Raw genomic sequence first — 23,592 nt, forward strand, 5'->3', positions numbered from 1 at the left:
GCCCTACTTCAAAATGAACCATATTCATAAATAATTCACGATCTCATCCAAAGTTTTTACCTCGGAGTAAGGCATGCAATTTTGAAGTCCCCTTTTCGATTGGCGATTCACCCATATTCTTCTCCAGTTCATTCTTTGTGCGGGAACCATATCCCACCAGAATCCCGCTGCTATATGGACATGATGATTCGTTCGCAACTCATTTTGAACCTGCTCAAAAAAACTTAATTGCGGCTTGTATGCATGCAGGTCCTCTGCCAGGTAAACAGAATCAAAATCATTTTTAAGCGACTCTAAGTTAGAATTCATAATATTCCAATCAGAATTGGACATAATCGATGTTTGATAACCTTGGGATTTCAAATTTTTCAATGTATCAATCACTTCAGGAAATGGAGATAGTTCTTTATGTACCTTTATTAGTCGCTCGTATTGATCAGTTAACTTGTCAACATTCAATTCCATTTCACAATACTGCAGAGCCTTAAAAATAATAGCACTGTAAACAGTAAATAGTCCTTCGCCATACATCAATCGATCCTCATAATTGACATAGGCAGTGACCAATGCGGATTTATCGATTCCATACTCTTCCGCAATTTTCTCAAGTTCTTTCCAAAAAGGCGTCGTATCAATCAATGTTCCATAACAATCAAAAGTTAATTGTTCAGCCAATACTATCTCTCCTCTCAAAAGATTATGAGTGAAATAGAAACCATTCTGTTCACCTGTCGCATCTAAAAAATCGAAGTATGTCTTTAGTTCCTATACTTTATAATAATCGGATTAACGCAGAATCCCAATACTATTTGCATTCGTTGTGAAAACCAAATCTTTGATAATCAAAGCCACTTACCAACATGAAAATTACGTTCCAGCAACGCCCAATTCTCCGGATAGGGAAAGCCTAAAGCCCAATAGCTGATCCCGCGCAGATTATATAATCGGACAAGATCAAATTTCGCTTGTGCACTGCGTGCATCTTCAAACCATACCTCATGTGTACGACCGCTGGCATCCACATACATGTAAAAAGGTGATTGCGCGGTTTCATTGAACTGAATACTTACACCGTTAAAAATGGCGCGTTCAAGTGCTTCTTTTGGACTGAAGGTTTCTGCTTCCTGTCCCTCTTTGTGCGGGAGCAGCCAATCGCGAGCGTACGTTTCAAACCCAAGCGAAATTTTACTTGCTGGCATTACTGATAAAGCGTACTCAACCACGCGTTTCATTTCATTAACCGGCGATATGGCTTGAGGCGGACCAAAACGATATCCCCACTCGTAGGTCATTAAGACAACAAAATCGACAATTCGGCCATGCGCTTCATAATCATACGCAGTGTATTCCGCACGCGGTTGATCGATGGCTGTTTTCGGCATAACCGCTGTAGATACGCTGAACCCAAGCGGATGCAGTCGGTCGACAACAAATTGTAAAAAATCATTGAACCCTTGCCGATCCTCAGGTCGCACACTCTCAAAATCAATGTTCAATCCGCGGTAACCCTTTTGCTGCATCACACGAATAACCGATGATACCAAATTTTCGCGTGCTGACGATGACGTGAAAATTGCATGAGCGACATCAGCGCCTGATTCATTTAGCGAGAAATTAACAATTGGCATAAGCGGCACGATGCTGTGCGCATAGGCAGCAGCTATGGATTCCTGATCGTCCAAATTATCCAAGTTGCCAGCCTCCGTTACATGATAAGCAAACGGCAGCACAGTCGAAAGAAGACCGTTCCGCTGAACAATTTCGGCAGCAGCTTCTTTTACCGGCTGATACGTATAAGCGTTTACTTCGATGACCGGCTGTTCAGGTGCGAACACCGGCGGCATGGACGGAATGACCAGCGCCTGTCCCGGGACGAGCCGCTCCGGATAAGCCAATCCATTTAACGCAGCAATGCTGACAAGCGGCACTTGATAATGTTGAGCAATTTCCCATAATGATTCACCGCTTTGCACGACGTGGATGTCCATGATTCATTACTCCTCCCGCATCATTCGTTTTTTATCGAAGTCGTTCAACATCCTTATAATTATGATGAAACGTTAACGAATAGATTAAAGTAGAAGATTTTTATTTTGAAAACGGTTTGCCCTACTAGGGAATGTCTGCTTTCTCGCGGTTCGTTACGCGTCTGGGAGTTCGTTACTAATTTCGATGAGTTCGTTACGATTTTTAATGCCTTCGTTACAACTTTTTCTTTCTTAGGTTGAATTTTCAAGGGGTTGGGTTTAACTTTTCACTCGTTAGGTTGAACTTCTGTTCTTCGGTTGAACTTTTCCTCTCTTGGGTTGAACTTCCAAAGGGTTCGGTCTAACTTTTCGAGCATGCAGTCTAACCACCATCTTTGACATAAACAAAAGTCCGTCTGTTCCCATTCACTAATTCTCTATAAAATTGATCAGCGAGACGCATTTGCTTCTCCATATCCCATATAGTTGAGCATTGCTTAAAGCATTCCGGTGTTAATTGAATGATCTCTTTATCTATCATATAATCCCTCTCGCTTTTAATCACTAGGATTCTCGATTAAAGATTTTCAAACTTGTCGCGCAATGCTTGACCAAAACCGCCAAACCTTTGCGCATCCACTTCTTTTAATAAAAGTTCGCCTAACGTTTTTACAGCTTGGGCTGGTTTATTATCATCCATGAGAATAAGGCTGTAAAAGCAACGAACTGCAGCATCTTGTTGATATTTTTCAAGTGCTTTCTTAATCGTTTCTAACGCTGAATGAATTTGACCTACATTTCGATAGGATGACGCTAGGCAGATTAAAGCAATCCGTTCATCTGCTTTGGATAAGCCAAGCTCAAGCGCATTTTTATATTTCGGTATCGCCTCTTCCTCCATGGACAATTGATCCAGTGTTAGTGCGTACTTTAACCAAACTTGGCTCTCCTGAGGGTATTGATTAGTCAATGTTTGAAACACATTCAAACCTCGTTCATGATGCCCATGTTCTATTAAGGAGCTAGCCTTTTGAATGATCGAATCGGTGTTTTCTCCCATGTACCAATTCCCCCTCTCGCTCTTACATTCTATGTATTGAAAAAGAGAGCATAACTACACGCTCTCAGCTCTCCTCATAGGATAGGACAAAATCTGTTTGTTCCGTTTCCATTTTGATAAACGTCACGGGTTTTCCAAAACTGAGTCGGGCCTCTCTGCCTGTTTCAGAGAATCCAAGCTGCTCATATAAATGAATGGCGCGTTGATTAAAGTCAGCAACATCCAGCTTTATGACTCCTTGGTAATTAAAGTGCTTTCTGCCAAAAGCAAGGCAGTTGGATACAAACGCCCTGCCGTTGCCCTTCCCCATTTCTTGCGGGCAAATACCCAGTCCAATTTCAAAACCGTTCGCCGACATGGCGTATTCAAATATACCAAACAAGTGTCCCTTGTTCAGTACCGAAAAATAATGGTTCGCAGAATCGAAAAATATGTCTTTATAGGTTTCTTCAATTCCTTCTTCCGGAATCGTGTAAAAAGTATACGGCGCCTCGTAGGTCCAATGGACATATTCTGCTGCTTGAACACGATTCATTGGCATGATGTTCACGTTTGAATCACTCCCTTTTTTGGAGGCAACCCTCTTATTTATTTTTTCCATAGTGGCATTCAAAACAGGTCCGACAATAGACTTTGCCATGAGTGTCTTTCACAAATCGATGAATGATCATTTCCGTTACACCATACCATGATTTCTTCGGTGATTGAGCCATAATACACATGAATTCGCCAGGATTAATTGTTTTGCCACATTCCGTACATGTGAAAATGTAATTGCTTTTTAATTTCGAGAGAAAGCTCATATCTGTGCCTCCTATATTAAATTTTTACTCTTCCGCTTCGTCATTATCCATTCGTTTTTTCTTAAGATAATACATGAATGAGAAGGAACCGAGAAAGCAAATAAAAAAGATCGTTCCGCTGATCCATGCAAAAGAAGGATGTTGACGGTCGGTGAACCAGCTGATCATTCCCATCAGTACACCAACCGCCAAGGAGATAAGAACACATGCATAATAAGGAAGTGTTTTTTTGCGTTTTTTTTCGGTTGCCTCAACATCAGCAGTTACTCTCATTTGCAGAAAAATAAGTAAAACGTTGGTCAACATCAAGACAAGAAAAAACGGTGATTCAATAGCGATTCTTGATCCCCGAGTAAAAGCTATATAAATTAAAACAGCAAGAATTCCAACCGTTTGACATACATAGGCAATTCGAAAATTTTTCAAGTTAACTAGAATTAATCGCTCATCTGTAATTCTCTTCATGGCCTTTCCTCCTCGTCGATCCAAAAAAGTTCATCCAGTGATTTTCCGACTGCGTAACAAATGGCCAAGCACAATTTCAGAGTTGGATTATATTTTCCTTTTTCAATCAAACTGATTGTTTGCCGTGTTACGCCGGTATTTTCTGCAAGCTGTAATTGCGTCAATCCCGCCTCGATCCGGGCGTTTTTCACATGATTCATCAATGAACAGAATCACCTCCATACTCCAAGTGTAATATATACATTACATTAACGCAATATATATATTACACTTAGATCAAACCGGATCTATGAGTCTCTTAATCAGTTGCAGAAATCGTGAAGATTAACTACAATAAGATTGATCTAAGGCAGAGTAGATTGTTGCGGGTTACGTGCCCGGGGGACGGGGAGTTGTCCCCGGGACGAAAAATGGCGTTTAGTGCCATTTGCCGTGCAATGATCGCATCCCGCTGCCGCATATCGGAGTGTGATCCTCCCTTATGTGGCAACATTGCCAAAACATAAGGAGGATCTTTCTATGACTAATCGTTTGTCTATTTTTTCTGCTGCCTATTGGAAAACGGCCGCTGCGGAGCTTCGTAAATTAAACAGGCTGACACTTGCCGCACTGATTATCGCCTTAACCGTGGTGATCGGTTCATTTTCTATTCCCGTCGCCGAAAATCTGCATATTTCTTTCAAATTTCTGATCGTCGCTTTTGGATCGATGGTCTATGGTCCGCTACTTGGCATTTTTGCCGGAGCAGCCCTTGACATTGTCGGTTATATCGCCCATCCGTTCGGCGCATTTTTTCCAGGGTACACACTATCTTCCATGCTTGGCTGTTTTATCTACGGTCTGTTCCTGTATCACCGCCGAATTTCAGTGATGCGTATCTTTCTCGCCAAACTGATTGTTAATTTTGTCGTTAATGTCGGGCTCGGATGCCTCTGGAGCCAAATGCTGTTCGGAAAGGGCTACTGGTTCTTTTTGATCAACAGTCTGATCAAAAATTCATTGATGCTGCCGATCGAAACCATCATGCTTACCTTACTTTTGCAAGCATTGATGCCCATCTTGACACGAGCGCATGTAATTCCGGTTCAGAACAGCAATCGTATTTCTTTTATTTGATCACATCTCAACTCCCAAATCAGCACATTCATTTTGTCACTCACACAACACGGTTTGATCAACCTTGGCCCATTTAGACCTTCGGGGTAACTGGAAATCGTTTAGTGTTGACTGGCATTTGCAAGCTCATATAATGAAAAATGACCGATGGTGTGCCTACACCAGACGGTCCACAAGAAAATATGTTTCGTAAAAAAAATAACCTACCCATTAGTGAGCCGTTCGCTCAAGGGTGGTTATTTTTTATTATTATGAAACATCATTGGGCTTTTGAACCACGAGACAAACTTTGCGCTGAGTCTGGATCTTTCACTACATTCCCGCTACGACTTTTTGTGCCTTTTCCGGTAGTTCATTGAGACAATACGCCAGATTTCTGCCGCTGACAGTCTGCAGTTTTTCCAACGAATCCTGCGAGTAAAAAGCGCTGTGCGGCGTGATCAGAACATGATCACGTCCAACAAGTGGATGTCCAGCCAGATGCGGTTCTTCCTCTGCAAGAACATCCAGACCCGCGCCGCGAATCTTGCCGCTGTCCAATGCCTCCGCCAGAGCCGCTTCGTCCACACAGGCGCCACGCCCGACATTGAGAAATAAAGGCGCGCGTTTCATCTGCGCGAAGGCAGCAGAATTAAAAAAGTGGACATTGTCCGCCGTCAAGTTCATGTGGTTGGAAATGACGTCTGCTTGTGCAAAGGCTTCCTGCGCTGTTACCGCACGTACGTCGCAGCATGCCGCATCTTCCGCTGTCAAATTCGGACTGACCGCGAGCACCTTCATTCCAAAGCCGCGGGCAAACACCGAGACCTTGCGCCCGATACTGCCGAATCCGAACACCGCCAATGTCTGTTTTCCTAGTGGTCTGCCGCCTGGAATGGTGCGATACTGCCACCGAAATTCACGATCGATCTGTTCGGTGTAGTACTTGAGGTTGCGATTCAGAGCCAAAAGCAACGCCATCGTATGCTCCGCGACCTCATCAGTGCAATAGTCTTTGATGTGACAAATGATCACCCCATGCTGTTTCGCAGCCTGCAAATCGACCGAGTCATAGCCGACCGCATTGATGGAAACACAGCGTAATCGCTTCGCTCGACTGAAAAAAGCCGCGTCCAACGGCAGAAATGCGGTAATCAATCCGTCTGCCTTTGCCAGTTCAGCATAGTATGCATCATTATCTGCATAGGGCAGCACCTGTACCTGAGCCTCCGGAAGAATCGAGATAATCGCGTCCGTTGTTAGCCGATAATCCGATAGCATGACATTTGAGAAATCACTGATCAGGATTCGCACGCCTTCACCTCCTGCAGAATTTCATGAAGCTGCTGCAGAACCTTATCCATTTCTCTATCCGTACCAATAGTTATGCGAACATAATCTCGAATTCTCGCCTCGTTATAATGCCGTACCAGAATGCCCCGCTCTTTCAACATTTTGCATAGTTTTCCGCCGGAAATATAAGGATGAGAGACAAAAAGAAAGTTTGCATGCGGCTCTGCAACGAAAAAGTTCATTTTTTCCAATGCATTCTGTACACGAACGCGAGTAGCAAGAACAGAATGGACGCACTTTTCTAAATATGCGGTATCCTGCACGGCCGCCGATCCTGCCGCAAGAGCAAGTGCGCTCATGTTAAACGGATTAAATGTAAATTTGATTTTATTCATATCTTCAATAATCTCTTTTGACGCAATAGCAAAGCCGATTCGTGCACCGGCCAGATTTCGCGACTTGGAGAAGGTCTGCACCACGATAAGGTTGGCATATTTTTCTGTTAGCGGAATGCACGATTCATTGCCATAATCGATATACGCCTCGTCAATGATCACCAATCGTTTCGGCCTGACTGCGACAATACGCTCGATATCAGAAACACTGAGCGCCAAACCGGTCGGGTTGTTGGGATTCGCCAGTACAATATCGCGATCGGTTGCGATATAATCCTCCACATTCACGTGGAAGTCAGCGTCCAGTGGAATTTGCTCAAAATCAATACGATTGGTCTTGGCATAGGTTCGGTAAAAGTCGTAGGTAATATCAGGAAAACAAAGCTTCATACGCGGAGAAAAAAAGCTCATGAAGCAGAAGCCGAGCACCTCGTCCGCACCATTTCCGACGAATACCCGATCCGCATTGACTCCGTACACATCTCCGATCGCCTTGCGCAGCTGCTTGCAGTGAGGGTCGGCATAGTGACCCATGCCACGAATTCGGCTTTGCGAAACAGCATCAAAAACACGCGGAGATGGTGGAAGTGAGGATTCATTAGCATTTAGTTTGATATACGCCTGATCCTTCGGCTGTTCACCAGGAATATACGGCTCCATTTTCTGAAACTCATCACATAAAAAATAACTCATACGTATCCCCCTCATTTGTTATGTAAGTTAACAACGGTCATGCATTAAAGCAGAATTGACGTTTGCAGTTTTTAAATGGTTGAAATTTCAGTCATTTAAGGCTCAGCCACCTGTATTGCAGCAACTGCACGCACACAAGCAGTAATTTTCACGCACGTTTTCAGGCGGCACCCTGATCAAGCGTTTAAGACAGCTTCCGTTGCCTCAAAATTCGCGGAGTTAGTTAAGAATCCAAAACAAAAGAAGTTTTTACGATGGTTGTTCTGCAACGTTCTGTAAAGAACATGTTATAAAAGCTCCCCTGTTTATCTCACTTATATCAAACCCCAATTGTGCTGTCTATATCCGTTCATACAAGAACTTTCCCTTTGTTTTGTAATTTTTACAAATCATTTTTGCAGATGCACGCAGCTCTAAGGATTATTAATTTTCAAAACAGAAACTAAATTTTTGATATTTTTCATTTTTATAATAAAATTTAGCTTCACCAAGTTCTTGCCAAAGACGAAGTCCTAGTTGCGACATTGCCTTTTTGACACTGACTTATATTTTTGTTACAATTTGCAGAAAATTATTATGGGAGAGATGGGGATGCCGGACGTTGCTTCTTTGCAGCAGTTTGAATTTTTTTCTAATTTCACTTTATATGCAGGTGCAAAAGGCATTCATCGCACGATTTCGAACGTGGTGATTCTTGATCATGAAGGCTTCGACGGCAACTATACGGACTTTCATGAAGGTGATTTTGTCATCACAAACTTGCTCTATGCAAAGGACAATCCGGAGCGTATTCTCCCATCTTTTTCTAAACTGATTTCTATCAAAGTCTCTGCCATTGCAATCAAGTCGATTTATTACCATGAACTGCCTATGGAGGTTGTTGAACTGGCAGAAGCGAACAGCCTTCCCATCTTTTTCTTTGATTCTGTCTATATTGAAGATATCATTCTGAACATCGTTGATTATCTGCGTTCCTCTGAAAAAAACAGTTACCTCGAAAATCTAGTAGATACTGTTATTTATACCGAAACTCCCGAAACAGCTCTAAAGCAGCTCCTGTCGCACTGCTGTCCGGATAATCGGCACTATGTTTCTTCGCTTTACCTGACCGATCCCTCATCGAAGGATAAACTGTCCATTCAACAAACGCTCAATCGCAAGGGTCTCCTCGGAAAACAGTTCATTGACTCGGCGGTGGACTTCTTCTTCCTTATGTATAAAAAGGGCGTCCTGATGCTTTATTTTTCACAAGACGTGCAGACATCCTCCGAAATTATGAAGAAATGGAGACACATCCTCAGTGTATCAAATCTAAGTTCCGGCAATTACCAAATCGGTGTGGATGACGAAATGCTTCCTATCCGTCAAATTGATATTGCCATTCGTCGCAGTATCTATACGAACCGTTGTTGCGGGCAACAAGGACACCCAAAGGCAGTATATAGTTCGATGCACTTGCGTACCTTGATGCTTTCGTTGTCTGAAAACCGATATGCCAACGCCTATTTGACCGATCTATGCAAAGAGATCAGCTCTTATGACCGTCAGCAGAACACTCGACTCATGGAAACCCTTTATGCCTATGCGGGATGTCTGTTTCATATTGACAAAACAGCAAAAAAGCTGACCCAGCACCCCAATACCATACGCTATCGTTTGAATAAAATTAAATCTATTCTGCATTGCACAAACGATTTTGAATTTCAGATGATTGTCGGACTGATTTCAGAAACGCTCAACTAATTTTTCAAACATATGGCTGCGTTTATGATGGATTGTCCGTCACTCAATAACTTCTTCAGCATTAAAGCATCCGCAATTGTCATCGGCAGCATCTCCTTCCATGAGGGACTATGCGCCGACCACCCTTAAACAATCATTTCTTAACAAATGGAGAATCAAAAAAATGAAAAAAACAATTAAACTCTTCCGAAATGATAAAAAGCGGAAAGAGTACTTCAAGGTATATGACAAAGCACTGGCACAGTTACCAATCTCCTATGAAACGGAATATATAAAAACAGCGTATGGAAATACTCATATAATAAGATGTGGTGAAAAAGAAAATCCTAAACTCGTATTACTACATTGCATGGGGTTTAGTTCCATCTCATGGTATAAAAACTTGGAATTATTATCAAAACATTTCGAAGTATTTTGTATCGATTCCATTGGAGAACCCGGGAAAACAGAGAGCAATAGAAAGAAAATAAAAAACGAAGATTATCTTCAATGGTTGATAGAAGTGTTGGAAGCTTTAAAATTGGAAAGGCCTAATTTGGCAGGGTGGTCTTTTGGAGGATTTCTTGCAACAACTTTTGCAATGAATTTTCCTGAACGAGTAAAAAGGCTAGTTATTATGTCACCCGCTGCAACGATTGCCCCGCTTACACTCATTTTTTATTTGAAATTGTTTCCTGCTTTATTTACTGCGAGTGATAAAAAAATAAACCAATTTTTAAAGTGGATTAGTGGCAGTGATAATATAGACTTTCCAAATCCTGCTTTTGCTGTATTTACATCTGGTATGAAAAGTTTTCAAGGCTGGGCAATGGGAACAAAGCTCATTGTTTATTCTGAATTCGATTTCAAAAAGATTAAAGCACCTTGTTTATTGTTGATTGGAGAACAGGATCCTATTTACAAAAAGATAAGCCCGAGAGAATTGGCTGATAAATTTAACTCGATTCAGCCCAACATAAAGGCTGAGACTGTGCATGGTAAACATGGCTTTCCGATTCAGCAAGCTCAATATGTGAATGAAAAATTAGTTTCGTTTCTGCTTACTACATGATTGAAAAGATAGATATTGAGATACTTCTCTTCTGGGAGCAGTTCTCTCTTAGTATACGTTATTCATGGTTTGTATTATCCTTCTTTTCTGCACCATGACGCTCATCACGAATCACGTAACGGCTGCTGAATCATCGCTGCTGCAAGTTAACTGTTGGCGAGCAAATCTTTCTGAAACCCCTGTGGATGCCAAGTCTCCCATTCTTCGCGCAGCACACCGTAGCCGATTGAATCATAATAGTTGCCGTCTACAATACGTGCTTTGCGGAAGCATGCCTCTTTCGTATAGCCGAGCTTTTCGGCAAGCTTCATCATACCGAAGTTACCGGACCAGGTGCGCAAGTCAACACGCACAATCTCCGGCATTGCCTGAAAAAGGTAATCTGTCCATAAACCAAATGCCTCATGGCCTCGCCCGTTACCCCAGTATTCCGGGTTGTAAATTGCGATCCCGGCACTGAGCCAATTCGTTTCCTTGCTTTCCCAGTACCAGCCGACTTGGCCGATCAGTTCATCCGAGCTCTTATCAGCAATAGCAAGATTCTTCCGTGGTGTTTCAAATGAATCATTTTTGATTTTCTCACATTGCTCATCTACTAATTCAATGATTTCTTCCTTTGTTTTTCGAGGATAATAGGGGCCGTCGAACTTCTGCCAATATTGTCCCGGCGATCTCCAAAAAATACAGTCATCCTTGTCCGCTAACTTCCAATCACGGATAACGATTTGCTTTCCACTAAGCTGAAGCATCTATTCTCTCATTCCTGTCCATTTTTTATTGTGCTGCGAATAAGTTCCATGACTTTTGCCAACGCTGTAATGGAGCTCGCGGTATCAAACGTATCGACGCCGACATCCAGTGAATGATCGGCATCATGGATCACTTCGATGTGTAGATTTGTTCGTCTCAATTGCTCCACCCGCTCAGAATCGAAAAAACGATCATGGTCGCCAATAGCGAATAGACCTTGATGCTTACTCTCTAATAGATTGGTAAATAGATTATTATAGGTTATCAATGGTGTCAGCAGAATAATCTTCGAATTTCGAAACGCTTCTTTTTTGATTAGATCTGCCGCGATCGGAATAGTGCCGATCGATTTTCCTAAGAACATGCAATGCTCATATGTGTGTCCAACCAATACATCATCAATAACCGGCTGAATGTCGCGCATCATCATCTCGCTTTTCTCATCAAACGGTTTCTTAAACATCTTTTTATCGTACCTGTAATGGACATGAACAACGTCGATCGTGTTCTGAAGCATCTCCATTGTCGCATAATAGAGCAGCGGCTTATCGTAATTATAGCCAATACCTGAAAACATAAAGCAGACGGTCTTCGCACCTACCGCTATATGTGTATAAGCGATCATATGATCTACCGCTTTCACACTTTTTTCAATAACCTTCATAATGAACACCCTCTATATCTGCATTGCACTTCACGTTAAATGATGGATCACCAGAAACAGAAGCAGGATTAAATAATAAAGAAACAATCCTAAGTTCAATACCACTGAGTTTGGTTTGATTGATTGAATCCACTTTGGTGGAGCGTTCACACATGTGCGAAAAAGCAAAGCCAAACAATAAATCAGTTGGAGACTTAAAAGGAATATAATCGCCGCAAAGAACGGATAATTATTTTGCAACAAAGCAGTTCCAATAAAAATTGCACCGATCCAGTTAAAGATCCCTGCGATCATTTCAATCGGATCTGATAGGAGATTCATCATCCACTCATCATTTGCTTCCCATAGGTCCTTATTTTCCTTCGAATGCTTGTTTGAATAGACAATATACCCGGTTTGAAGCGCCATCGCAATAATAAACATGATCAGAGCAAGTACACAAAACAATGTACCGATTTTCGCTGCCCAGCCGTTGATGAAAAATGCTAACGAAAATGCAATCGGCAGCCAGCATGTAAAAATGAAAATAAGCAGCACATGAATGAGTGCAAATTCATTTTTTCGCAACAACGATTGAAGAAAAATGGACAGTAATAAAAACAGCATGACCCCGACCCATCCAAATGCCAGTGTTGTTGCAAACATAATTACTAATCTCCTTGGTTTATTTTTTCACTCAGTCCATATTTATTTTTAAATTAGGTCACTTGTTTGCCCAGTCCTTTTGCGCTTTACATTCATTTTATCATTCGATGACTTTCTATGCGCCCCTTATACCATATCGTTTTCTCATAACTTATTTATTTTGGATAAACTTTTTTTACTAGCCTTGAATAAACTAAAATCACAAACGCAAAGAATAGTACCAGGGTTATAATAGCAATGATAAATATTAAAGGATGGGTTAACATTTCGATCAAAGCCTCAAAATACACCTTTGAAATATTAGAAATGCTGCCGGTGCTAATGAATGATGTTAATCCGTCAACAATTTCTTGTGCTGAGGGATTATTGCCTAATGAAAGATAACCACTCCCCGATCCAATATTACCAACGGCATACTTTCCATAAGCAATGTTACCAAAAGCTGTATGTCCATAAGCGATGTTACCTAGTGTAAGCACACCTAAAGCAATGTTTCCCGCACTGAACCCGCCTAAAGAAATACAACTAACGGCAAAAAATCCGATAGAGACGAGCCCTATAGAAAATAATCCAAGACTTATAAATCCAACGCTTATAAGTCCACACGTATACTTTCCTATAGCGATGATTCCAATTGCTTTTTTCCCTATTGCCAAAAAACCTCTTGCAGCTGGCACTTTCTGCTCATGTAGTCCTGTCCAATTACTAGCCTTTTTTTTCTTATTCACAAGCACAATATGAATTAGTGGATACTTTTTGTTTTTTTTGCTTTTATATTCGAAGTAATCGACCTCATTGTATTCAAAATAGTTTTCGTTAAATTCATCTGCGAAAGCCTTTGGAGAACCAAAATTGGATAACACATCATTAATGTCCCTTCCGAGTTCCACTTCTTCATCAATCTGTAATTTAATATCTATAAGTATTTTATTCTTGATTGTTTCGGGCACCAACAGATTTGCCTCAAAATCGTTTATATATTTTTCTCTTTCGACCACGCCATTCACCTCATAAGAATATTATTTACATCTGCTACAAACTCATTCCATTTTACAAGGTTCTTTGTTAATACGGCTCTTCCTTCTGGTGTAATAGAATAATATTTCTTGGGTTTCCCTTTGATTTTATTCACCCAACTACTTTCTATAAACAAGTTGTCTTCAAGTCTATAAAGTATAGGATATAAAGATCCCTCTTTAATTGCCAAGCTATTGAAGCCACTTAAGTCTTTTACAATCTGATAACCATAGCTATCCTTTTCTGCAATTAACTTTAAAATAATTATTTCAATAATCCCTTTTTTAAGTTGTTGATCTAATTCCTTCATAACTTCACCTTCTAAATCGCTTGGAAGTCTATCTGTGCTGCAAATTACATTGCAGTGCCAGGTATTTTAACGCTACATAAATACACTATTCTGATTAAAAAAGATAAGTAATCAAATAATTCACCTCGATTTTTATAATATATTTTTAAATATATATTAGTCTTTATACTTTGCATTAACAAGTATTTTATTATACAAATTAATTATGTCTCAATTCATTATTGGAATTGTTGAGAAATGACAGTGATTGACGTAATTAATAACGGCATTTGTTAACATCTTGATAACAAGCATCAATGATGATTTTCTGCTTCGTTATCTCTCAATAGAGTCAGCAGCTATTCTTCCATGAGGAGAATATTGATCTTATGGTGCCACTCTGAAAAATGCCGTCACCTCTTTATACGGCAATTTCTTCAAATAAAATTCGGCAAACGATTAAACTTCATTATATAAATTTGACTGCAAGCGGCTATTTAGAGGTTTCTAAAGACATTTGAGTGATCAATTTCAACTGGTCATAAATATATTTACGAAGTTAATTGTGGATCTTTGATTTATCGAGTTTATAACTCGCTTGGTAAGTGATTAAGATACATCGTCAGCGGATTGCTGCTCCCCATCAATGTCTCTACTATTTTAGGATGCGGATTGGCAAAAATGATCGGATAATCTTTTTCACCTAATGATTCCTTAACTGAAAACGCAAGTGCCTCCTTGTCTATTGAGAATTGCGCATTGATTCCCGGCTTATTTCCACGAGCATCCAATCGAATCCATTTTTGAGATTTCTTAATAAGCACAGTATTTAGAGCATGGATACAGTAGCCTTTTTCAGGAACATCAAAAAGCATTAGTCTTTGATTAAAAAATCCGGTCGGTATCTTTTGCGATCGCAATAATGCGGCAAGCAGATGGGACTTGGCATAGCAGATGCCTTCTTTCCATTTCAGGACTTCTGATGCCTTGCACGTGACACGGCTGCACTTCACATTCCAAGAGTGATCAATGCCGTCACGGACAAATTCAAAAGCTGTTTTTATTTTTTCGACATCGGATTGTTTGCTTGCAAATAAACGCCTCGTCGTTTTACGAATGGCTTGATGCGAAAAATTAATGATGTCGGTCTCTTTCAGGTAATCCTATAATAGCGGTGACTCTTGAATCAATTGGATAACAATCCCTCGAATTACATAAAATCTGATCAAGTACGCACACTGAAACTTGTTGCGGCCGACTTCATCTCATTGCCTCAATAGTTTCCTCATCACCATTCGATTTTCGTTAATTGAATAACCTTTTTTACGATAAAAGCTGCTGATTGAACCCATTTTCTCAGTGATTAGAAACAGTGAAGTAATCCCTTTCTCTATTAATTTCTGCTCTAGATGATGAAGCAGCTGAGAGCCATAACCCTTTCCTTGTATCTGAGTCGTGACGCAAAATTCAGCTAAGTAAAAGGTCTTCCCTCTGTAATTCATTTTACTGTATCCGGCAATGCATCCGATTAATTGATTATGATCTAAGAGCATATACCCTAAGAAATTAGGTGTATGAATTAAGTCAAGCAATCTCTGACAGCCCGAATCATAGGACCATGATTCTTTCCATGGCTGAGTTCTAAAAACATTGACATATAATTGCGTACAGTCATCCAGAAAATCAGCATTCATAGCAGCTATTTTTACCATCAACATCCCTTGTTTCTTTCAGTGTACTAGTGTTATAGTGAAATACAAAAAAGGTGGAGGCACATGAATCGATCATCACTCATTAAAGCGCTGGTCTTTGACTTAGATGGAACGTTACTCAACTCGCAAAAAATTATTTCCAAACGAAATCAGGAAGCACTGATGTGCAGTTATCAGTCCGGGGTTAAGCTTTTCATTGCGACTGCCCGTCCCCCGCGCTCCGTAAATAAAATGGTTCCAAAAGAATTACTCGATTGCGCATCAGGCATTTATTACAATGGCGCGTATGTAAAGGATATTCATGGAAAAACAATGAGCTACACGATTCCGAGTGCAGATTCGGGTAAACTCATCGATTTTATGTGCAGTCATAATGAACCAGATGCCATTTCCATTGAATCCGAGGATAGACTCTACGCGCTTTCTGACGAGACTTTTGCAAAGAACGCAAAGCACATGGTTCTCCCGCCAACAATTGTCACCCCGTCTAAACTTAAGGAGCTGCCAGCAAATAAAGTTTTACTGTTTCATTGTTCATCGAATGTAAAGAGCTTTGTGATGCAGTACACCGATCAATTGACCATCGTCGAGACCGATTCAAAGGAGTTAATGCAGATCATGGCCAAAGATATTTCAAAAAGTCGCGCCGTTTCCGCACTCTGTAAGAAAATGAACATTTCAATGGACAGCGTCATGTCATTTGGTGATGACTGGAATGATTTAGATTTGTTCATAGCGTGCGGCTATTCCGTTGCTATGGGTAATGCGGAGCCTGAACTGAAACCATTTACCTCCATGACAACCGCCACAAATGATGAGGATGGTGTGGCTCAAATCTTTGAACAGCTTTTGATTGTTAACCATTTTTAAAATGACCATGTTCGACGTTTATCCAACGATGCCTTTCATCCTCAAAACTTTGCCGTCACATTCATTTTTTAATAGCTTCATTCCGTTTTTCTTGTAGAATGCCCTGGCTCATGAATTCGTTGGAGAAACACGGAGGTGGTATTCGGACACACCGTTTTTTTGAAAAAACGCATCGCATACTGCTGAATTTCATGTCCTAACCCATTGCCTCTTTTCTCTGCAATAAGATAGAAAAGATGCACATAGCCGATCCCTTTGCCTTCGTATTCGCGAATGCTTAGTTCCGACTGACCAATCACTTGATCCTTTTAAAAATCTAGGACAAATCCATCGGGAAAATGACTAGCCCTGTTGTTCAGCCAGCTTAGATATTCGTCAACATGAAAAGCATCATCCGTTCCAAAGCTTACTTGAAACGAAGCAAAGAATACGCCTCCTCATCCCGTCATTTATCTTTCAATTCCCGCTTAATTTCTTGAATCGTGAAACGGATGAGGTTCTTGATTAATTTATAGGCGACCGCAATAACGATACCCCAGATAACAAAAATCGAAATTAATGGTGCAAATTGAAACATGGACATTTCACTTCCCCCTCGTCTGGTTTTCATAAAAATCAAATAATTGGTTGTATAAGAAAGACTTGCTAAACTTTTACCGAAAACGATTACGCTCTTTTTAATAGATATCTCGGCGGCGGCCCGAAGCATTGTTCGGATTCAAAATAAGCGAGTTTCCCCGGAATGCAGGAGACAATTGACGAAAAACCGCACCCTACAGCAATGGACAGCGCAGTGCCCAAGGGCAGCACTTTTCCATCGATATCCTCATCCCACGAAATTGAATAGCACCAATCGCCCGCCCCATGATTTCTTAAGATCTTTTCTATTTCTTCGGGATCTGAATTGGGTCTTGGGATTTCGATCATGAATTCACTACAGAGCGTCTCAAGATAACGGTCATCTAGTCTGCTGATTGCATGTCTTCTTCTCTTAGAAAAAAGTTCAAACAGCATTCTTTTTCTAATCCTTCTGGAAACGAAAGCAGATACAATTTTCTTCTCTAGTTCTTCATCCATCTCATTTCTCCTCGTATTACCTGTCTTTATTTTTCCATTGAAGCATGATCTTAGGCCGGTCTTTGAAAAGCACAAACTAGCTTAGCATGCTCCGCATCCCCTTATTCTTGCTTGTTCTCAGTTCATTCTATTTCTTAAATGGCAAGTCGACAATGATTAAAGTTATGCCAGCGATTCTTTCAACAGAAGTAAGTTTTGACGACAACTGGATTGCTCAAGATCTTGTATAATGAAAAAAACAAACGTTTGGAGATGGCATTAATGAAAAGAACCTTCATCATTTTGATGGTACTTTTCCTGCTCACCGGCTGCGGATCAAGCAAAAGCACGCGTCGCCATTTAACACAGAATGAACAGGTGGCCTATAATTTTCTAAAGGGCATGTACAGTGGGAATAGCGTTAAGAAAAATCACGTTATTTCAAAAGACACAACGCAAGGCAAATTTTCGCCGTTTGTCAGCCGAAGCTTTTTCAATCAAAAAATTTCAGACATTCAGTTCACGAAAGCGCAGCATGGAACAAGAACAAATAAAAACATAACCTACGCCCTTTTTCGTTTAAGAAACAGCAAAGGGACGCAAGAAAATGTCGTTGTCGTTAAGAAACGCAAGGTCCTTCTTGTTTACTCTTCCGCAGCCGAATCAAATGAAGAGAAACAACTGTTTATGGTCATGCGCCAGAGCATTTACAAACCGTCCGTCCTTAATCATGCGCAAACAACAACGCATAACTCAGCACTCGATAACCGACTCATCGACACAACAAATAAATCCTATGGGGACGCGCCGAATGAAGTGTTTATCAAACGCCCGTCCATTCAGAGATTAGGGACGATCACGCCGATCGCCTATGGTTTCTCCGATCAGCTGGGCATCACCGGTAAAAAGCATATCCCCATCGAACCGATAGAGTTTGGCCGTTCAAAGATCATCATCACCAACGTTGCTCTGGTACGCATTAAACCAAACACCAACGGGAGCAAACTTTTTCACACAACGAATCCCATTTATGCCTATGTGATGCACAATCAGATCCAAAATGGTTACGCTGCTTCGATGACGTATGCTCCTAACAAGATTACGCTGGTGACCAATACAGGCACCAGTACAGGTCTTGCAAATCAGCCGCAGATCACGATTGCAGCAAAGGGAAGCGATGACGGTATTTCAATCGTACAGGCAAAAAGCGGAAAAATACCAACAAAGGCACAATTGGAACTGCCGGCACCCGTTTATCAAACAAGCATACCGAACGCCGGACCTGGGGATACCATGACCCATGTCGTCCCAATCAGAATGCAAGCCCCGAACCATCCCGTGCTTATCGGACACACCTATTAATAAAAGAAGATAAAACACAGGTGATCCAAGAGGATCACCTGTGTTTTATCTTCTCCACTTACCCAATCCACTGCTTAAAGGATGCGATCCAATCTTTTCAACAGCTCGTCATAATGCTTAAGCGTTTCCTGATCCGTGACTTCCACACCGGATTTATAGAAGGTAATCATTCCGCTTCCGCCGCCGGTTTGATGCAGTCGTTCCAGCGTCCGTTTCAGATTCATCGCCGTACCGAACCCCCCATCGATAACGTGGGTCCCTTTTGGGAAGATCTGCTCAATAATGTCTTTAAAAATTGGAAAATGGGTACACCCTAAAACAACCGTTCCATATTGAGCCAAATCGAACGGTTCCAGCTGCTCTTTTAAATAAGGAATGACATGATCGGGATCAAAGTCAAACGCTTCGGCAAGCTCCACCAGTTTCGGCATTGGAAGCGGATCAACGATATCGTGTTTGTCGATCTGTTCAACGAGTCGATGATACTTTTCTTCCTTCAGCGTCGTCCGTGTCGCCATGACGAGCACTTTCTTTTTTTCCGGCTCGGTTTCGATCACCGCCGGTTTCACTGCGGGTTCAATACCGATAATCGGAATCGAATAACTTTGGCGCAGATCCTCAATTGCTGCACTCGTTGCCGTATTGCAAGCGACGACCAGTGCTTTGATATCGTGGGCAACAAGGAAGTCCACCGCTTCAAAAATATATTTTTTCAATTCATCTTTCGGTTTTTCTCCATAGGGAAGATGCGCGGTATCCGCATAAAAAAGAAAATTCTCATTGGGCAACAATTTTCTAATATGATGAAGAACCGTCATACCGCCAACACCGGAATCAAATACTGCTATGTTCATGAGTTATCACTTTTCTTTAGGATTTTGATCTTAACGTTGTTTTATTGTATCACCTTTTCACGGCGCAGAAAATAGAAGTCAATCTAACACAACCCATTCAATCATTTGGTTTCGATCCGGACCTTGCGTAGTTCCGGATCGGGGCAAGTAATACGAGGATTGTTGCGAGTGAGCTGAACAAATATTTTTTCCGAATGCGTTAAGGAAAATGACTTAACCGCAAAGATTGTACTTGTCGTTTACCCTTGACATTCTCAATGGTATAATATTTTTAGAAACTAAACTATTATTCTACTAGTGAGAGGAGAGATTGTAATGGCTATCACTACTAGACCGAGACCTGTAATTTCTGGAAAAGACAAAGAAAGATTTTTAAGAAGAGAAAGAGAAAATAATTTAAAAAGACGAGAATTTGTTAAGAGAATGATTGAAAAGGACAGACTGCTACGTGATCGTGACGGAAAGCATTTCAAAGATTGATCAAGATTTCCGAATAAGAGAGATTAGTATTAAATCACGAGAAGATTTTAACCAATTTGATTGTGATAATACTTCTTTAAATAGTTTCCTTAAGAGACAAGCTTTTTTTGAACATATCGATTTTAAATCAAGAACCCAGTTAGTATATAGAGATTCAAATTTATTAGCTTATTTTACACTGAAAGAATCTAAAATTGAATTAGATACAACTGATACTGAAGATGAAGAAGATTCAGCATCAGAGAATTTAGAAAGACACTCTCTAGATATTTATAGACTTGCTGTCGATAATAAATTTAAAAACAGTGGTATTGGCAGTTCAATTATGAAATATATTGTCACTCTTGCAAAGACGGTAAATAAAAGGTATATCACTTTAGACGCAATTTATGAATACTGGAAATGGTATCATAAGCGAGGATTTGAAGTAGCATCTGAGGATCAAGTAACAAATAATGAGACTACAATATATATGTTGATGGATTTATATGACCAAGATATGATTGAGAAACATTACGATGAATAATTAATTGTTCTACAAATGTTTGATACCTCATAAGTAATTTTGAGGTGAATTATATGGCATTTGGAGGGAATAAAAAATCTAAATTAAGTGGTTCTAGTTGTAAAAAATTTTTAGAACGTGAGAAAAAAAACGAACAAAAATTAAAAGAAAAAAATGAGAAATTGAAAAAAAAGTGGGAAGCATTCTAATTATAGAGTGCTTTTATTTTGCTTAAAAAGATAACTGTTGTTTATAATCCCAAGCTTTTATTGATATGTGAACTTATTACAGTTGAAGCAATCGATGAAATCATTGAGATTGAAACACTAAAACAAATTAGATGTTACTTCTTTGTTTCAGAACAAACCTGGCTGTCTTTGATATTATCTAGAAAAAGCTGACTGCGTCATGGCCATTTGTTTGATATCTTTATTGTTTAAATTTTCACCTGCTTTGAATCTTTGAATACTTATAAACATAAATTTTGTTCAAATACTTTCCGCCAAAACTTTTCATCACTACTTCTTCACAAAAGACGAAATGACTATTACTTAAAACTTTTTGTGAGCGCTTATTACTCGCTTTCAATATTCCGTAAATAGCATTTAAATTAAGGTTACATTTTGCCCATTTTGAAAAAGCGCCTACCGCTTCAGTTGCATACCCTTTTCCCTGATCGTCCATGGCAATGGCATAGCCAATCTCGATGCCACTCGATGTTTCACTTAACCCAACATGACCAATCAAGGTGTTAGTTTCTTTCAAGGCAACTCCGTAAACAAGTGGATAAGACTGTGGAGTCGATTTATAGTTGGTTGTTAGGAATTTGATGACTTCCCTAGCTTCATTTAAATTCTCATAAACTTGATCAGGTAATTCTTCCTGCATGGATTTTTCTATACTATATTTGTAGATCAACGAAGCATCATTTATTTCTAATTCACGTATCATTAGCCGTTCGGTCTCAAGAAGGTTCATCGCTTTCACTCCACCTCACCTATTTTGCAGTTGCTTACCTCTCCGTCAGAAATAATTCACTTGGACAACCAAGATAACTGCTTCAATAATTAGCAATGTTATTTTCCATTTTTTCATTGTTATGCCCCCATTCCAATATCTGATTTCATTGTACTCCTTATAAAAATCTGATAGTCACGATTTTCTAAAATCTTTTGGTTTATTTCCGGGCACCCGCGTCATTCCAGACCAGTGCAGGTAAAGCGGCGATTATTGTGAATGAGCCGAACACATACTTCTTCCGAATACGTTTCTGTATAGTCAATCTTATTATGTACGTTGATTAATCCTTTTTTCTTATCTTCCCAGCTGCAGCCTATATAGTGAAGATAGAAAAAAACCGGGCATAGAGGCATCTCAGAAAAACAGTTTTTATGCAGGAATTGGAATAAATCGTGGCTTTTTCTAGTGCATATAAAGACATAGTGCACAGATAATTTTCACTCAGGCTCTGCTTGATCAACTATCTTTTTCGCTCGAACCAGACCAAGCGGATAGTTATTTTCACGAAGTTTTCTTATTGCTGACACTTTATCTTTGGTTTTTAATAGATCCTTTGCTTCCTGTCTTAATACGTCTTCATCAAACGTGACGACCGCTTTAAGCTTATTTATCTCTCTTGACTGTAGGTAGTTCAACAATAATAAGATCAGAATAAACAGAGTCAATAGTATTGTCATTTGATTCCCTTCCTTTCAATTATAGGATTACAGGTGTTAACTAGTTCCTACGCAATATTCGCGAACTGCGTAACAGTATACTTCTCTAATAAAACGGTAAGAACTTTTTTGTTATCTTTGATGACTTCACATTTCATCGTAAGGCACGGTTTTGTTCTCTTTTGAGTAAAGAGCTTTATTGTCACTGATAATGCCTCATGATGCTTTAATCATCTCTCGAATTTCCTGTGCCAATTCTTTAGGCCGTTCGAGCATCACCATGTGAGTCGTATCCTTCATAATGACACAGTGTGACTGTTTAGCGATTGAACAGAAATGTTCTCGAGATCTTTTCTTGTATGCGATGATTGGATCATTTTTTTGTGATTGAGATTCTGCGATAGTAAGGAAAACGGGCATCTTTAAATGTACAGCATGTTCATCCGGATCAAAGTCCCATAATGCATGGGAGTAGGCCAGTTCAGTTGCCGGCAAACATTTAAAGCGAAGCGTTCCATCTTCCATCTCGTTGACCTGATCCATGACCGACCTCTGAACATCCTCATTCCAAAATGGCGTGTCTTGTTTTTGAAGATGAAGATAATGATCTATGCTGCTTAAAAAGTCTTCAGGATACGAAAAATCAGTGAATGCCTCCCAGCTGATGCCCGGCCACTCTTGATACTTGAGATAGCCCGCATCAACAAGCATAAGTCCCTTTACTCGTTCAGAATAGTGAGTGGCGAAATGAAGAGCTAGAGAAGCGCCCCATGAATGACCGACTAGCCAAAATTTTTGCACATGCATTTGATCAAGTACATCTATGAGCTGTTTTGACAATGTATCGAAATCATAGCTTTTACTTAACCCGTTGTCTCCGCACCCCGCCATATCCGGAGCAACAATATGTAGGTTTTGCAATCGTTTGGCAACCATTTGCCAAACTTCACCGGTCCATGCCTGCCCATGAATAAGCACTACGGTTTCCGATGCAGTTGGATCACCGGATTCCCTGACTTTATAATTGACCTCATCACTTTTTGTTACGACATGTCGTACCGTCCACATTAAGCATCACTTCCAATTATTAAAACTTTTTTGTTTATTATAGCAATTTTATGTTCCTATGGACTGAAATTCCGTCTAG

Annotated in this window: 32 protein-coding genes and 1 riboswitch; of the genes, 8 read left to right on the plus strand and 24 right to left on the minus strand. The window is 40.3% G+C overall.

All coding sequences use genetic code 11. From position 1 onward, the window contains the following. Positions 1-24: 24 nt before the first annotated feature. The 8 genes from ABWW58_RS14310 to ABWW58_RS14345 all read right to left on the minus strand — a co-directional run bounded on the left by ABWW58_RS14310 (position 25) and on the right by ABWW58_RS14345 (position 4,498). Positions 25-675, minus strand: coding sequence for an HAD hydrolase-like protein (locus tag ABWW58_RS14310; protein ID WP_353869757.1), 651 nt, complete (start codon positions 673-675; stop codon positions 25-27). A gap of 167 nt (positions 676-842) precedes the next feature. Then, entirely contained in the window at positions 843-1,988 is a 1,146-nt protein-coding gene (locus tag ABWW58_RS14315; protein ID WP_353869758.1) for a glycosyl hydrolase family 18 protein, read from the minus strand. A 361-nt stretch (positions 1,989-2,349) separates the two neighbouring features. After that, complete coding sequence (locus ABWW58_RS14320; protein WP_353869759.1) at positions 2,350-2,508, minus strand: hypothetical protein; 159 nt, start codon at positions 2,506-2,508, stop codon at positions 2,350-2,352. Positions 2,509-2,544: 36 nt separating this feature from the next. Next, the gene (locus ABWW58_RS14325; protein ID WP_353869760.1) at positions 2,545-2,949 is read right to left on the minus strand and encodes a tetratricopeptide repeat protein; all 405 of its coding nucleotides are present in this window, start codon (positions 2,947-2,949) and stop codon (positions 2,545-2,547) included. A 142-nt stretch (positions 2,950-3,091) separates the two neighbouring features. After that, positions 3,092-3,568, minus strand: a complete 477-nt coding sequence (locus tag ABWW58_RS14330) for a GNAT family N-acetyltransferase (RefSeq protein WP_353870011.1) — start codon at positions 3,566-3,568, stop codon at positions 3,092-3,094. A gap of 43 nt (positions 3,569-3,611) precedes the next feature. Then, positions 3,612-3,830, minus strand: coding sequence for a hypothetical protein (locus ABWW58_RS14335; protein WP_353869761.1), 219 nt, complete (start codon positions 3,828-3,830; stop codon positions 3,612-3,614). Positions 3,831-3,854: 24 nt separating this feature from the next. Continuing rightward, on the minus strand, positions 3,855-4,295 hold the full coding sequence (locus tag ABWW58_RS14340) for a branched-chain amino acid ABC transporter substrate-binding protein (protein ID WP_353869762.1): 441 nt from the start codon (positions 4,293-4,295) through the stop codon (positions 3,855-3,857). Next, complete coding sequence (locus tag ABWW58_RS14345) at positions 4,292-4,498, minus strand: helix-turn-helix transcriptional regulator (protein WP_353869763.1); 207 nt, start codon at positions 4,496-4,498, stop codon at positions 4,292-4,294. Before ABWW58_RS14345 ends, ABWW58_RS14340 begins: the two co-directional genes overlap by 4 nt. Before the next feature lie 145 nt (positions 4,499-4,643). Then, a riboswitch (THF riboswitch) is annotated at positions 4,644-4,751 on the plus strand. Positions 4,752-4,814: 63 nt separating this feature from the next. Between ABWW58_RS14345 and ABWW58_RS14350 the strand changes: the two genes are divergently transcribed. Next, positions 4,815-5,411 (plus strand): folate family ECF transporter S component, encoded by a 597-nt coding sequence (locus ABWW58_RS14350; RefSeq protein ID WP_353869764.1) that lies wholly within the window; start codon positions 4,815-4,817, stop codon positions 5,409-5,411. Between the two features lie 312 nt (positions 5,412-5,723). Here ABWW58_RS14350 and ABWW58_RS14355 read toward each other — a convergent pair whose 3' ends face one another. Together ABWW58_RS14355 and hisC are read right to left on the minus strand one after the other, a co-directional pair. Next, positions 5,724-6,704 (minus strand): NAD(P)-dependent oxidoreductase, encoded by a 981-nt coding sequence (locus tag ABWW58_RS14355; RefSeq protein ID WP_353869765.1) that lies wholly within the window; start codon positions 6,702-6,704, stop codon positions 5,724-5,726. Beyond that, positions 6,692-7,771, minus strand: coding sequence for a histidinol-phosphate transaminase (gene hisC, locus ABWW58_RS14360; protein ID WP_353869766.1), 1,080 nt, complete (start codon positions 7,769-7,771; stop codon positions 6,692-6,694). Before hisC ends, ABWW58_RS14355 begins: the two co-directional genes overlap by 13 nt. Positions 7,772-8,362: 591 nt before the next feature. On the opposite strand from hisC, the gene ABWW58_RS14365 reads away from it, so the two are divergent. Both ABWW58_RS14365 and ABWW58_RS14370 read left to right on the plus strand, forming a co-directional pair. Further along, positions 8,363-9,514, plus strand: coding sequence for a PucR family transcriptional regulator (locus ABWW58_RS14365; RefSeq protein WP_353869767.1), 1,152 nt, complete (start codon positions 8,363-8,365; stop codon positions 9,512-9,514). A gap of 163 nt (positions 9,515-9,677) precedes the next feature. Continuing rightward, positions 9,678-10,565 carry an alpha/beta fold hydrolase gene (locus ABWW58_RS14370; protein ID WP_353869768.1) on the plus strand — a complete coding sequence of 296 codons (888 nt, stop codon included), beginning with the start codon at positions 9,678-9,680 and terminating at the stop codon, positions 10,563-10,565. 146 nt (positions 10,566-10,711) lie between these two features. Here ABWW58_RS14370 and ABWW58_RS14375 read toward each other — a convergent pair whose 3' ends face one another. The 7 genes from ABWW58_RS14375 to ABWW58_RS14405 all read right to left on the minus strand — a co-directional run bounded on the left by ABWW58_RS14375 (position 10,712) and on the right by ABWW58_RS14405 (position 15,642). After that, positions 10,712-11,314: a GNAT family N-acetyltransferase gene (locus ABWW58_RS14375; RefSeq protein WP_353869769.1), complete on the minus strand. Its 603-nt coding sequence runs from the start codon at positions 11,312-11,314 to the stop codon at positions 10,712-10,714. Positions 11,315-11,322: 8 nt separating this feature from the next. Continuing rightward, the gene (locus ABWW58_RS14380; RefSeq protein WP_353869770.1) at positions 11,323-11,979 is read right to left on the minus strand and encodes an alpha/beta family hydrolase; all 657 of its coding nucleotides are present in this window, start codon (positions 11,977-11,979) and stop codon (positions 11,323-11,325) included. Positions 11,980-12,009: 30 nt separating this feature from the next. Continuing rightward, positions 12,010-12,624, minus strand: a complete 615-nt coding sequence (locus ABWW58_RS14385) for a hypothetical protein (RefSeq protein WP_353869771.1) — start codon at positions 12,622-12,624, stop codon at positions 12,010-12,012. 155 nt (positions 12,625-12,779) lie between these two features. Beyond that, the gene (locus ABWW58_RS14390; RefSeq protein WP_353869772.1) at positions 12,780-13,622 is read right to left on the minus strand and encodes a hypothetical protein; all 843 of its coding nucleotides are present in this window, start codon (positions 13,620-13,622) and stop codon (positions 12,780-12,782) included. A 5-nt stretch (positions 13,623-13,627) separates the two neighbouring features. Then, entirely contained in the window at positions 13,628-13,951 is a 324-nt protein-coding gene (locus ABWW58_RS14395) for a PadR family transcriptional regulator (protein WP_353869773.1), read from the minus strand. A gap of 566 nt (positions 13,952-14,517) precedes the next feature. After that, on the minus strand, positions 14,518-15,087 hold the full coding sequence (locus tag ABWW58_RS14400; RefSeq protein WP_353870012.1) for a transglutaminase-like domain-containing protein: 570 nt from the start codon (positions 15,085-15,087) through the stop codon (positions 14,518-14,520). Positions 15,088-15,195: 108 nt separating this feature from the next. Then, on the minus strand, positions 15,196-15,642 hold the full coding sequence (locus tag ABWW58_RS14405) for a GNAT family N-acetyltransferase (protein WP_353869774.1): 447 nt from the start codon (positions 15,640-15,642) through the stop codon (positions 15,196-15,198). 63 nt (positions 15,643-15,705) lie between these two features. On the opposite strand from ABWW58_RS14405, the gene ABWW58_RS14410 reads away from it, so the two are divergent. Next, positions 15,706-16,512, plus strand: a complete 807-nt coding sequence (locus tag ABWW58_RS14410; RefSeq protein WP_353869775.1) for an HAD family hydrolase — start codon at positions 15,706-15,708, stop codon at positions 16,510-16,512. Positions 16,513-16,589: 77 nt separating this feature from the next. Here ABWW58_RS14410 and ABWW58_RS14415 read toward each other — a convergent pair whose 3' ends face one another. From ABWW58_RS14415 to ABWW58_RS14425, 3 genes are all read right to left on the minus strand, one after another. Next, positions 16,590-16,811: a hypothetical protein gene (locus ABWW58_RS14415; RefSeq protein ID WP_353869776.1), complete on the minus strand. Its 222-nt coding sequence runs from the start codon at positions 16,809-16,811 to the stop codon at positions 16,590-16,592. A 146-nt stretch (positions 16,812-16,957) separates the two neighbouring features. Further along, positions 16,958-17,095, minus strand: a complete 138-nt coding sequence (locus tag ABWW58_RS14420) for a hypothetical protein (RefSeq protein WP_353869777.1) — start codon at positions 17,093-17,095, stop codon at positions 16,958-16,960. An 83-nt stretch (positions 17,096-17,178) separates the two neighbouring features. Further along, positions 17,179-17,589, minus strand: coding sequence for a hypothetical protein (locus tag ABWW58_RS14425; RefSeq protein WP_353869778.1), 411 nt, complete (start codon positions 17,587-17,589; stop codon positions 17,179-17,181). A gap of 261 nt (positions 17,590-17,850) precedes the next feature. Between ABWW58_RS14425 and ABWW58_RS14430 the strand changes: the two genes are divergently transcribed. Then, positions 17,851-18,930, plus strand: a complete 1,080-nt coding sequence (locus ABWW58_RS14430) for a hypothetical protein (RefSeq protein WP_353869779.1) — start codon at positions 17,851-17,853, stop codon at positions 18,928-18,930. 74 nt (positions 18,931-19,004) lie between these two features. Here ABWW58_RS14430 and murI read toward each other — a convergent pair whose 3' ends face one another. Further along, positions 19,005-19,784: a glutamate racemase gene (gene murI, locus ABWW58_RS14435; protein WP_353869780.1), complete on the minus strand. Its 780-nt coding sequence runs from the start codon at positions 19,782-19,784 to the stop codon at positions 19,005-19,007. A 315-nt stretch (positions 19,785-20,099) separates the two neighbouring features. Between murI and ABWW58_RS14440 the strand changes: the two genes are divergently transcribed. From ABWW58_RS14440 to ABWW58_RS14450, 3 genes are read left to right on the plus strand one after another with little or no spacing between them, the layout of a single operon-like run. Further along, positions 20,100-20,264 carry a hypothetical protein gene (locus ABWW58_RS14440; protein WP_353869781.1) on the plus strand — a complete coding sequence of 55 codons (165 nt, stop codon included), beginning with the start codon at positions 20,100-20,102 and terminating at the stop codon, positions 20,262-20,264. After that, positions 20,233-20,790, plus strand: a complete 558-nt coding sequence (locus ABWW58_RS14445) for a GNAT family N-acetyltransferase (RefSeq protein ID WP_353869782.1) — start codon at positions 20,233-20,235, stop codon at positions 20,788-20,790. Before ABWW58_RS14440 ends, ABWW58_RS14445 begins: the two co-directional genes overlap by 32 nt. 53 nt (positions 20,791-20,843) lie before the next feature. Continuing rightward, a complete protein-coding gene (locus tag ABWW58_RS14450; protein ID WP_353869783.1) occupies positions 20,844-20,978 on the plus strand; it encodes a hypothetical protein in 135 nt (44 codons plus the stop codon). 235 nt (positions 20,979-21,213) lie between these two features. Here ABWW58_RS14450 and ABWW58_RS14455 read toward each other — a convergent pair whose 3' ends face one another. The 3 genes from ABWW58_RS14455 to ABWW58_RS14465 all read right to left on the minus strand — a co-directional run bounded on the left by ABWW58_RS14455 (position 21,214) and on the right by ABWW58_RS14465 (position 23,513). Then, a complete protein-coding gene (locus ABWW58_RS14455) occupies positions 21,214-21,747 on the minus strand; it encodes a GNAT family N-acetyltransferase (protein WP_353870013.1) in 534 nt (177 codons plus the stop codon). Positions 21,748-22,226: 479 nt separating this feature from the next. Continuing rightward, on the minus strand, positions 22,227-22,466 hold the full coding sequence (locus ABWW58_RS14460) for a hypothetical protein (protein WP_353869784.1): 240 nt from the start codon (positions 22,464-22,466) through the stop codon (positions 22,227-22,229). Positions 22,467-22,661: 195 nt separating this feature from the next. Beyond that, positions 22,662-23,513: an alpha/beta fold hydrolase gene (locus ABWW58_RS14465; RefSeq protein ID WP_353869785.1), complete on the minus strand. Its 852-nt coding sequence runs from the start codon at positions 23,511-23,513 to the stop codon at positions 22,662-22,664. Positions 23,514-23,592: the final 79 nt, after the last annotated feature.

The organism is Sporolactobacillus caesalpiniae (genome assembly GCF_040513385.1).
Classification (GTDB): Bacteria; Bacillota; Bacilli; order Bacillales; family Sporolactobacillaceae; genus Sporolactobacillus.

Bases quoted from the DNA above. Each gene is read 5' to 3' on its own strand.
- ABWW58_RS14315 (WP_353869758.1), bottom strand. From the start codon at position 1,988: ATGGACATCCACGTCGTGCAAAGCGGTGAATCATTATGGGAAATTGCT.
- ABWW58_RS14385 (WP_353869771.1), bottom strand. From the start codon at position 12,624: ATGTTTGCAACAACACTGGCATTTGGATGGGTCGGGGTCATGCTGTTT.
- ABWW58_RS14410 (WP_353869775.1), top strand. From the start codon at position 15,706: ATGAATCGATCATCACTCATTAAAGCGCTGGTCTTTGACTTAGATGGA.
- murI (WP_353869780.1), bottom strand. From the start codon at position 19,784: ATGAACATAGCAGTATTTGATTCCGGTGTTGGCGGTATGACGGTTCTT.
- ABWW58_RS14350 (WP_353869764.1), top strand. From the start codon at position 4,815: ATGACTAATCGTTTGTCTATTTTTTCTGCTGCCTATTGGAAAACGGCC.
- ABWW58_RS14375 (WP_353869769.1), bottom strand. From the start codon at position 11,314: ATGCTTCAGCTTAGTGGAAAGCAAATCGTTATCCGTGATTGGAAGTTA.
- ABWW58_RS14380 (WP_353869770.1), bottom strand. From the start codon at position 11,979: ATGAAGGTTATTGAAAAAAGTGTGAAAGCGGTAGATCATATGATCGCT.
- ABWW58_RS14320 (WP_353869759.1), bottom strand. From the start codon at position 2,508: ATGATAGATAAAGAGATCATTCAATTAACACCGGAATGCTTTAAGCAA.
- ABWW58_RS14440 (WP_353869781.1), top strand. From the start codon at position 20,100: ATGGCTATCACTACTAGACCGAGACCTGTAATTTCTGGAAAAGACAAA.
- ABWW58_RS14460 (WP_353869784.1), bottom strand. From the start codon at position 22,466: ATGACAATACTATTGACTCTGTTTATTCTGATCTTATTATTGTTGAAC.
- ABWW58_RS14430 (WP_353869779.1), top strand. From the start codon at position 17,851: ATGAAAAGAACCTTCATCATTTTGATGGTACTTTTCCTGCTCACCGGC.
- ABWW58_RS14395 (WP_353869773.1), bottom strand. From the start codon at position 13,951: ATGAAGGAATTAGATCAACAACTTAAAAAAGGGATTATTGAAATAATT.
- ABWW58_RS14405 (WP_353869774.1), bottom strand. From the start codon at position 15,642: ATGGTAAAAATAGCTGCTATGAATGCTGATTTTCTGGATGACTGTACG.
- ABWW58_RS14335 (WP_353869761.1), bottom strand. From the start codon at position 3,830: ATGAGCTTTCTCTCGAAATTAAAAAGCAATTACATTTTCACATGTACG.
- ABWW58_RS14450 (WP_353869783.1), top strand. From the start codon at position 20,844: ATGGCATTTGGAGGGAATAAAAAATCTAAATTAAGTGGTTCTAGTTGT.
- ABWW58_RS14465 (WP_353869785.1), bottom strand. From the start codon at position 23,513: ATGTGGACGGTACGACATGTCGTAACAAAAAGTGATGAGGTCAATTAT.
- ABWW58_RS14330 (WP_353870011.1), bottom strand. From the start codon at position 3,568: ATGCCAATGAATCGTGTTCAAGCAGCAGAATATGTCCATTGGACCTAC.
- ABWW58_RS14425 (WP_353869778.1), bottom strand. From the start codon at position 17,589: ATGGATGAAGAACTAGAGAAGAAAATTGTATCTGCTTTCGTTTCCAGA.
- ABWW58_RS14455 (WP_353870013.1), bottom strand. From the start codon at position 21,747: ATGAACCTTCTTGAGACCGAACGGCTAATGATACGTGAATTAGAAATA.
- ABWW58_RS14340 (WP_353869762.1), bottom strand. From the start codon at position 4,295: ATGAAGAGAATTACAGATGAGCGATTAATTCTAGTTAACTTGAAAAAT.
- ABWW58_RS14370 (WP_353869768.1), top strand. From the start codon at position 9,678: ATGAAAAAAACAATTAAACTCTTCCGAAATGATAAAAAGCGGAAAGAG.
- ABWW58_RS14420 (WP_353869777.1), bottom strand. From the start codon at position 17,095: ATGTCCATGTTTCAATTTGCACCATTAATTTCGATTTTTGTTATCTGG.
- ABWW58_RS14365 (WP_353869767.1), top strand. From the start codon at position 8,363: ATGCCGGACGTTGCTTCTTTGCAGCAGTTTGAATTTTTTTCTAATTTC.
- hisC (WP_353869766.1), bottom strand. From the start codon at position 7,771: ATGAGTTATTTTTTATGTGATGAGTTTCAGAAAATGGAGCCGTATATT.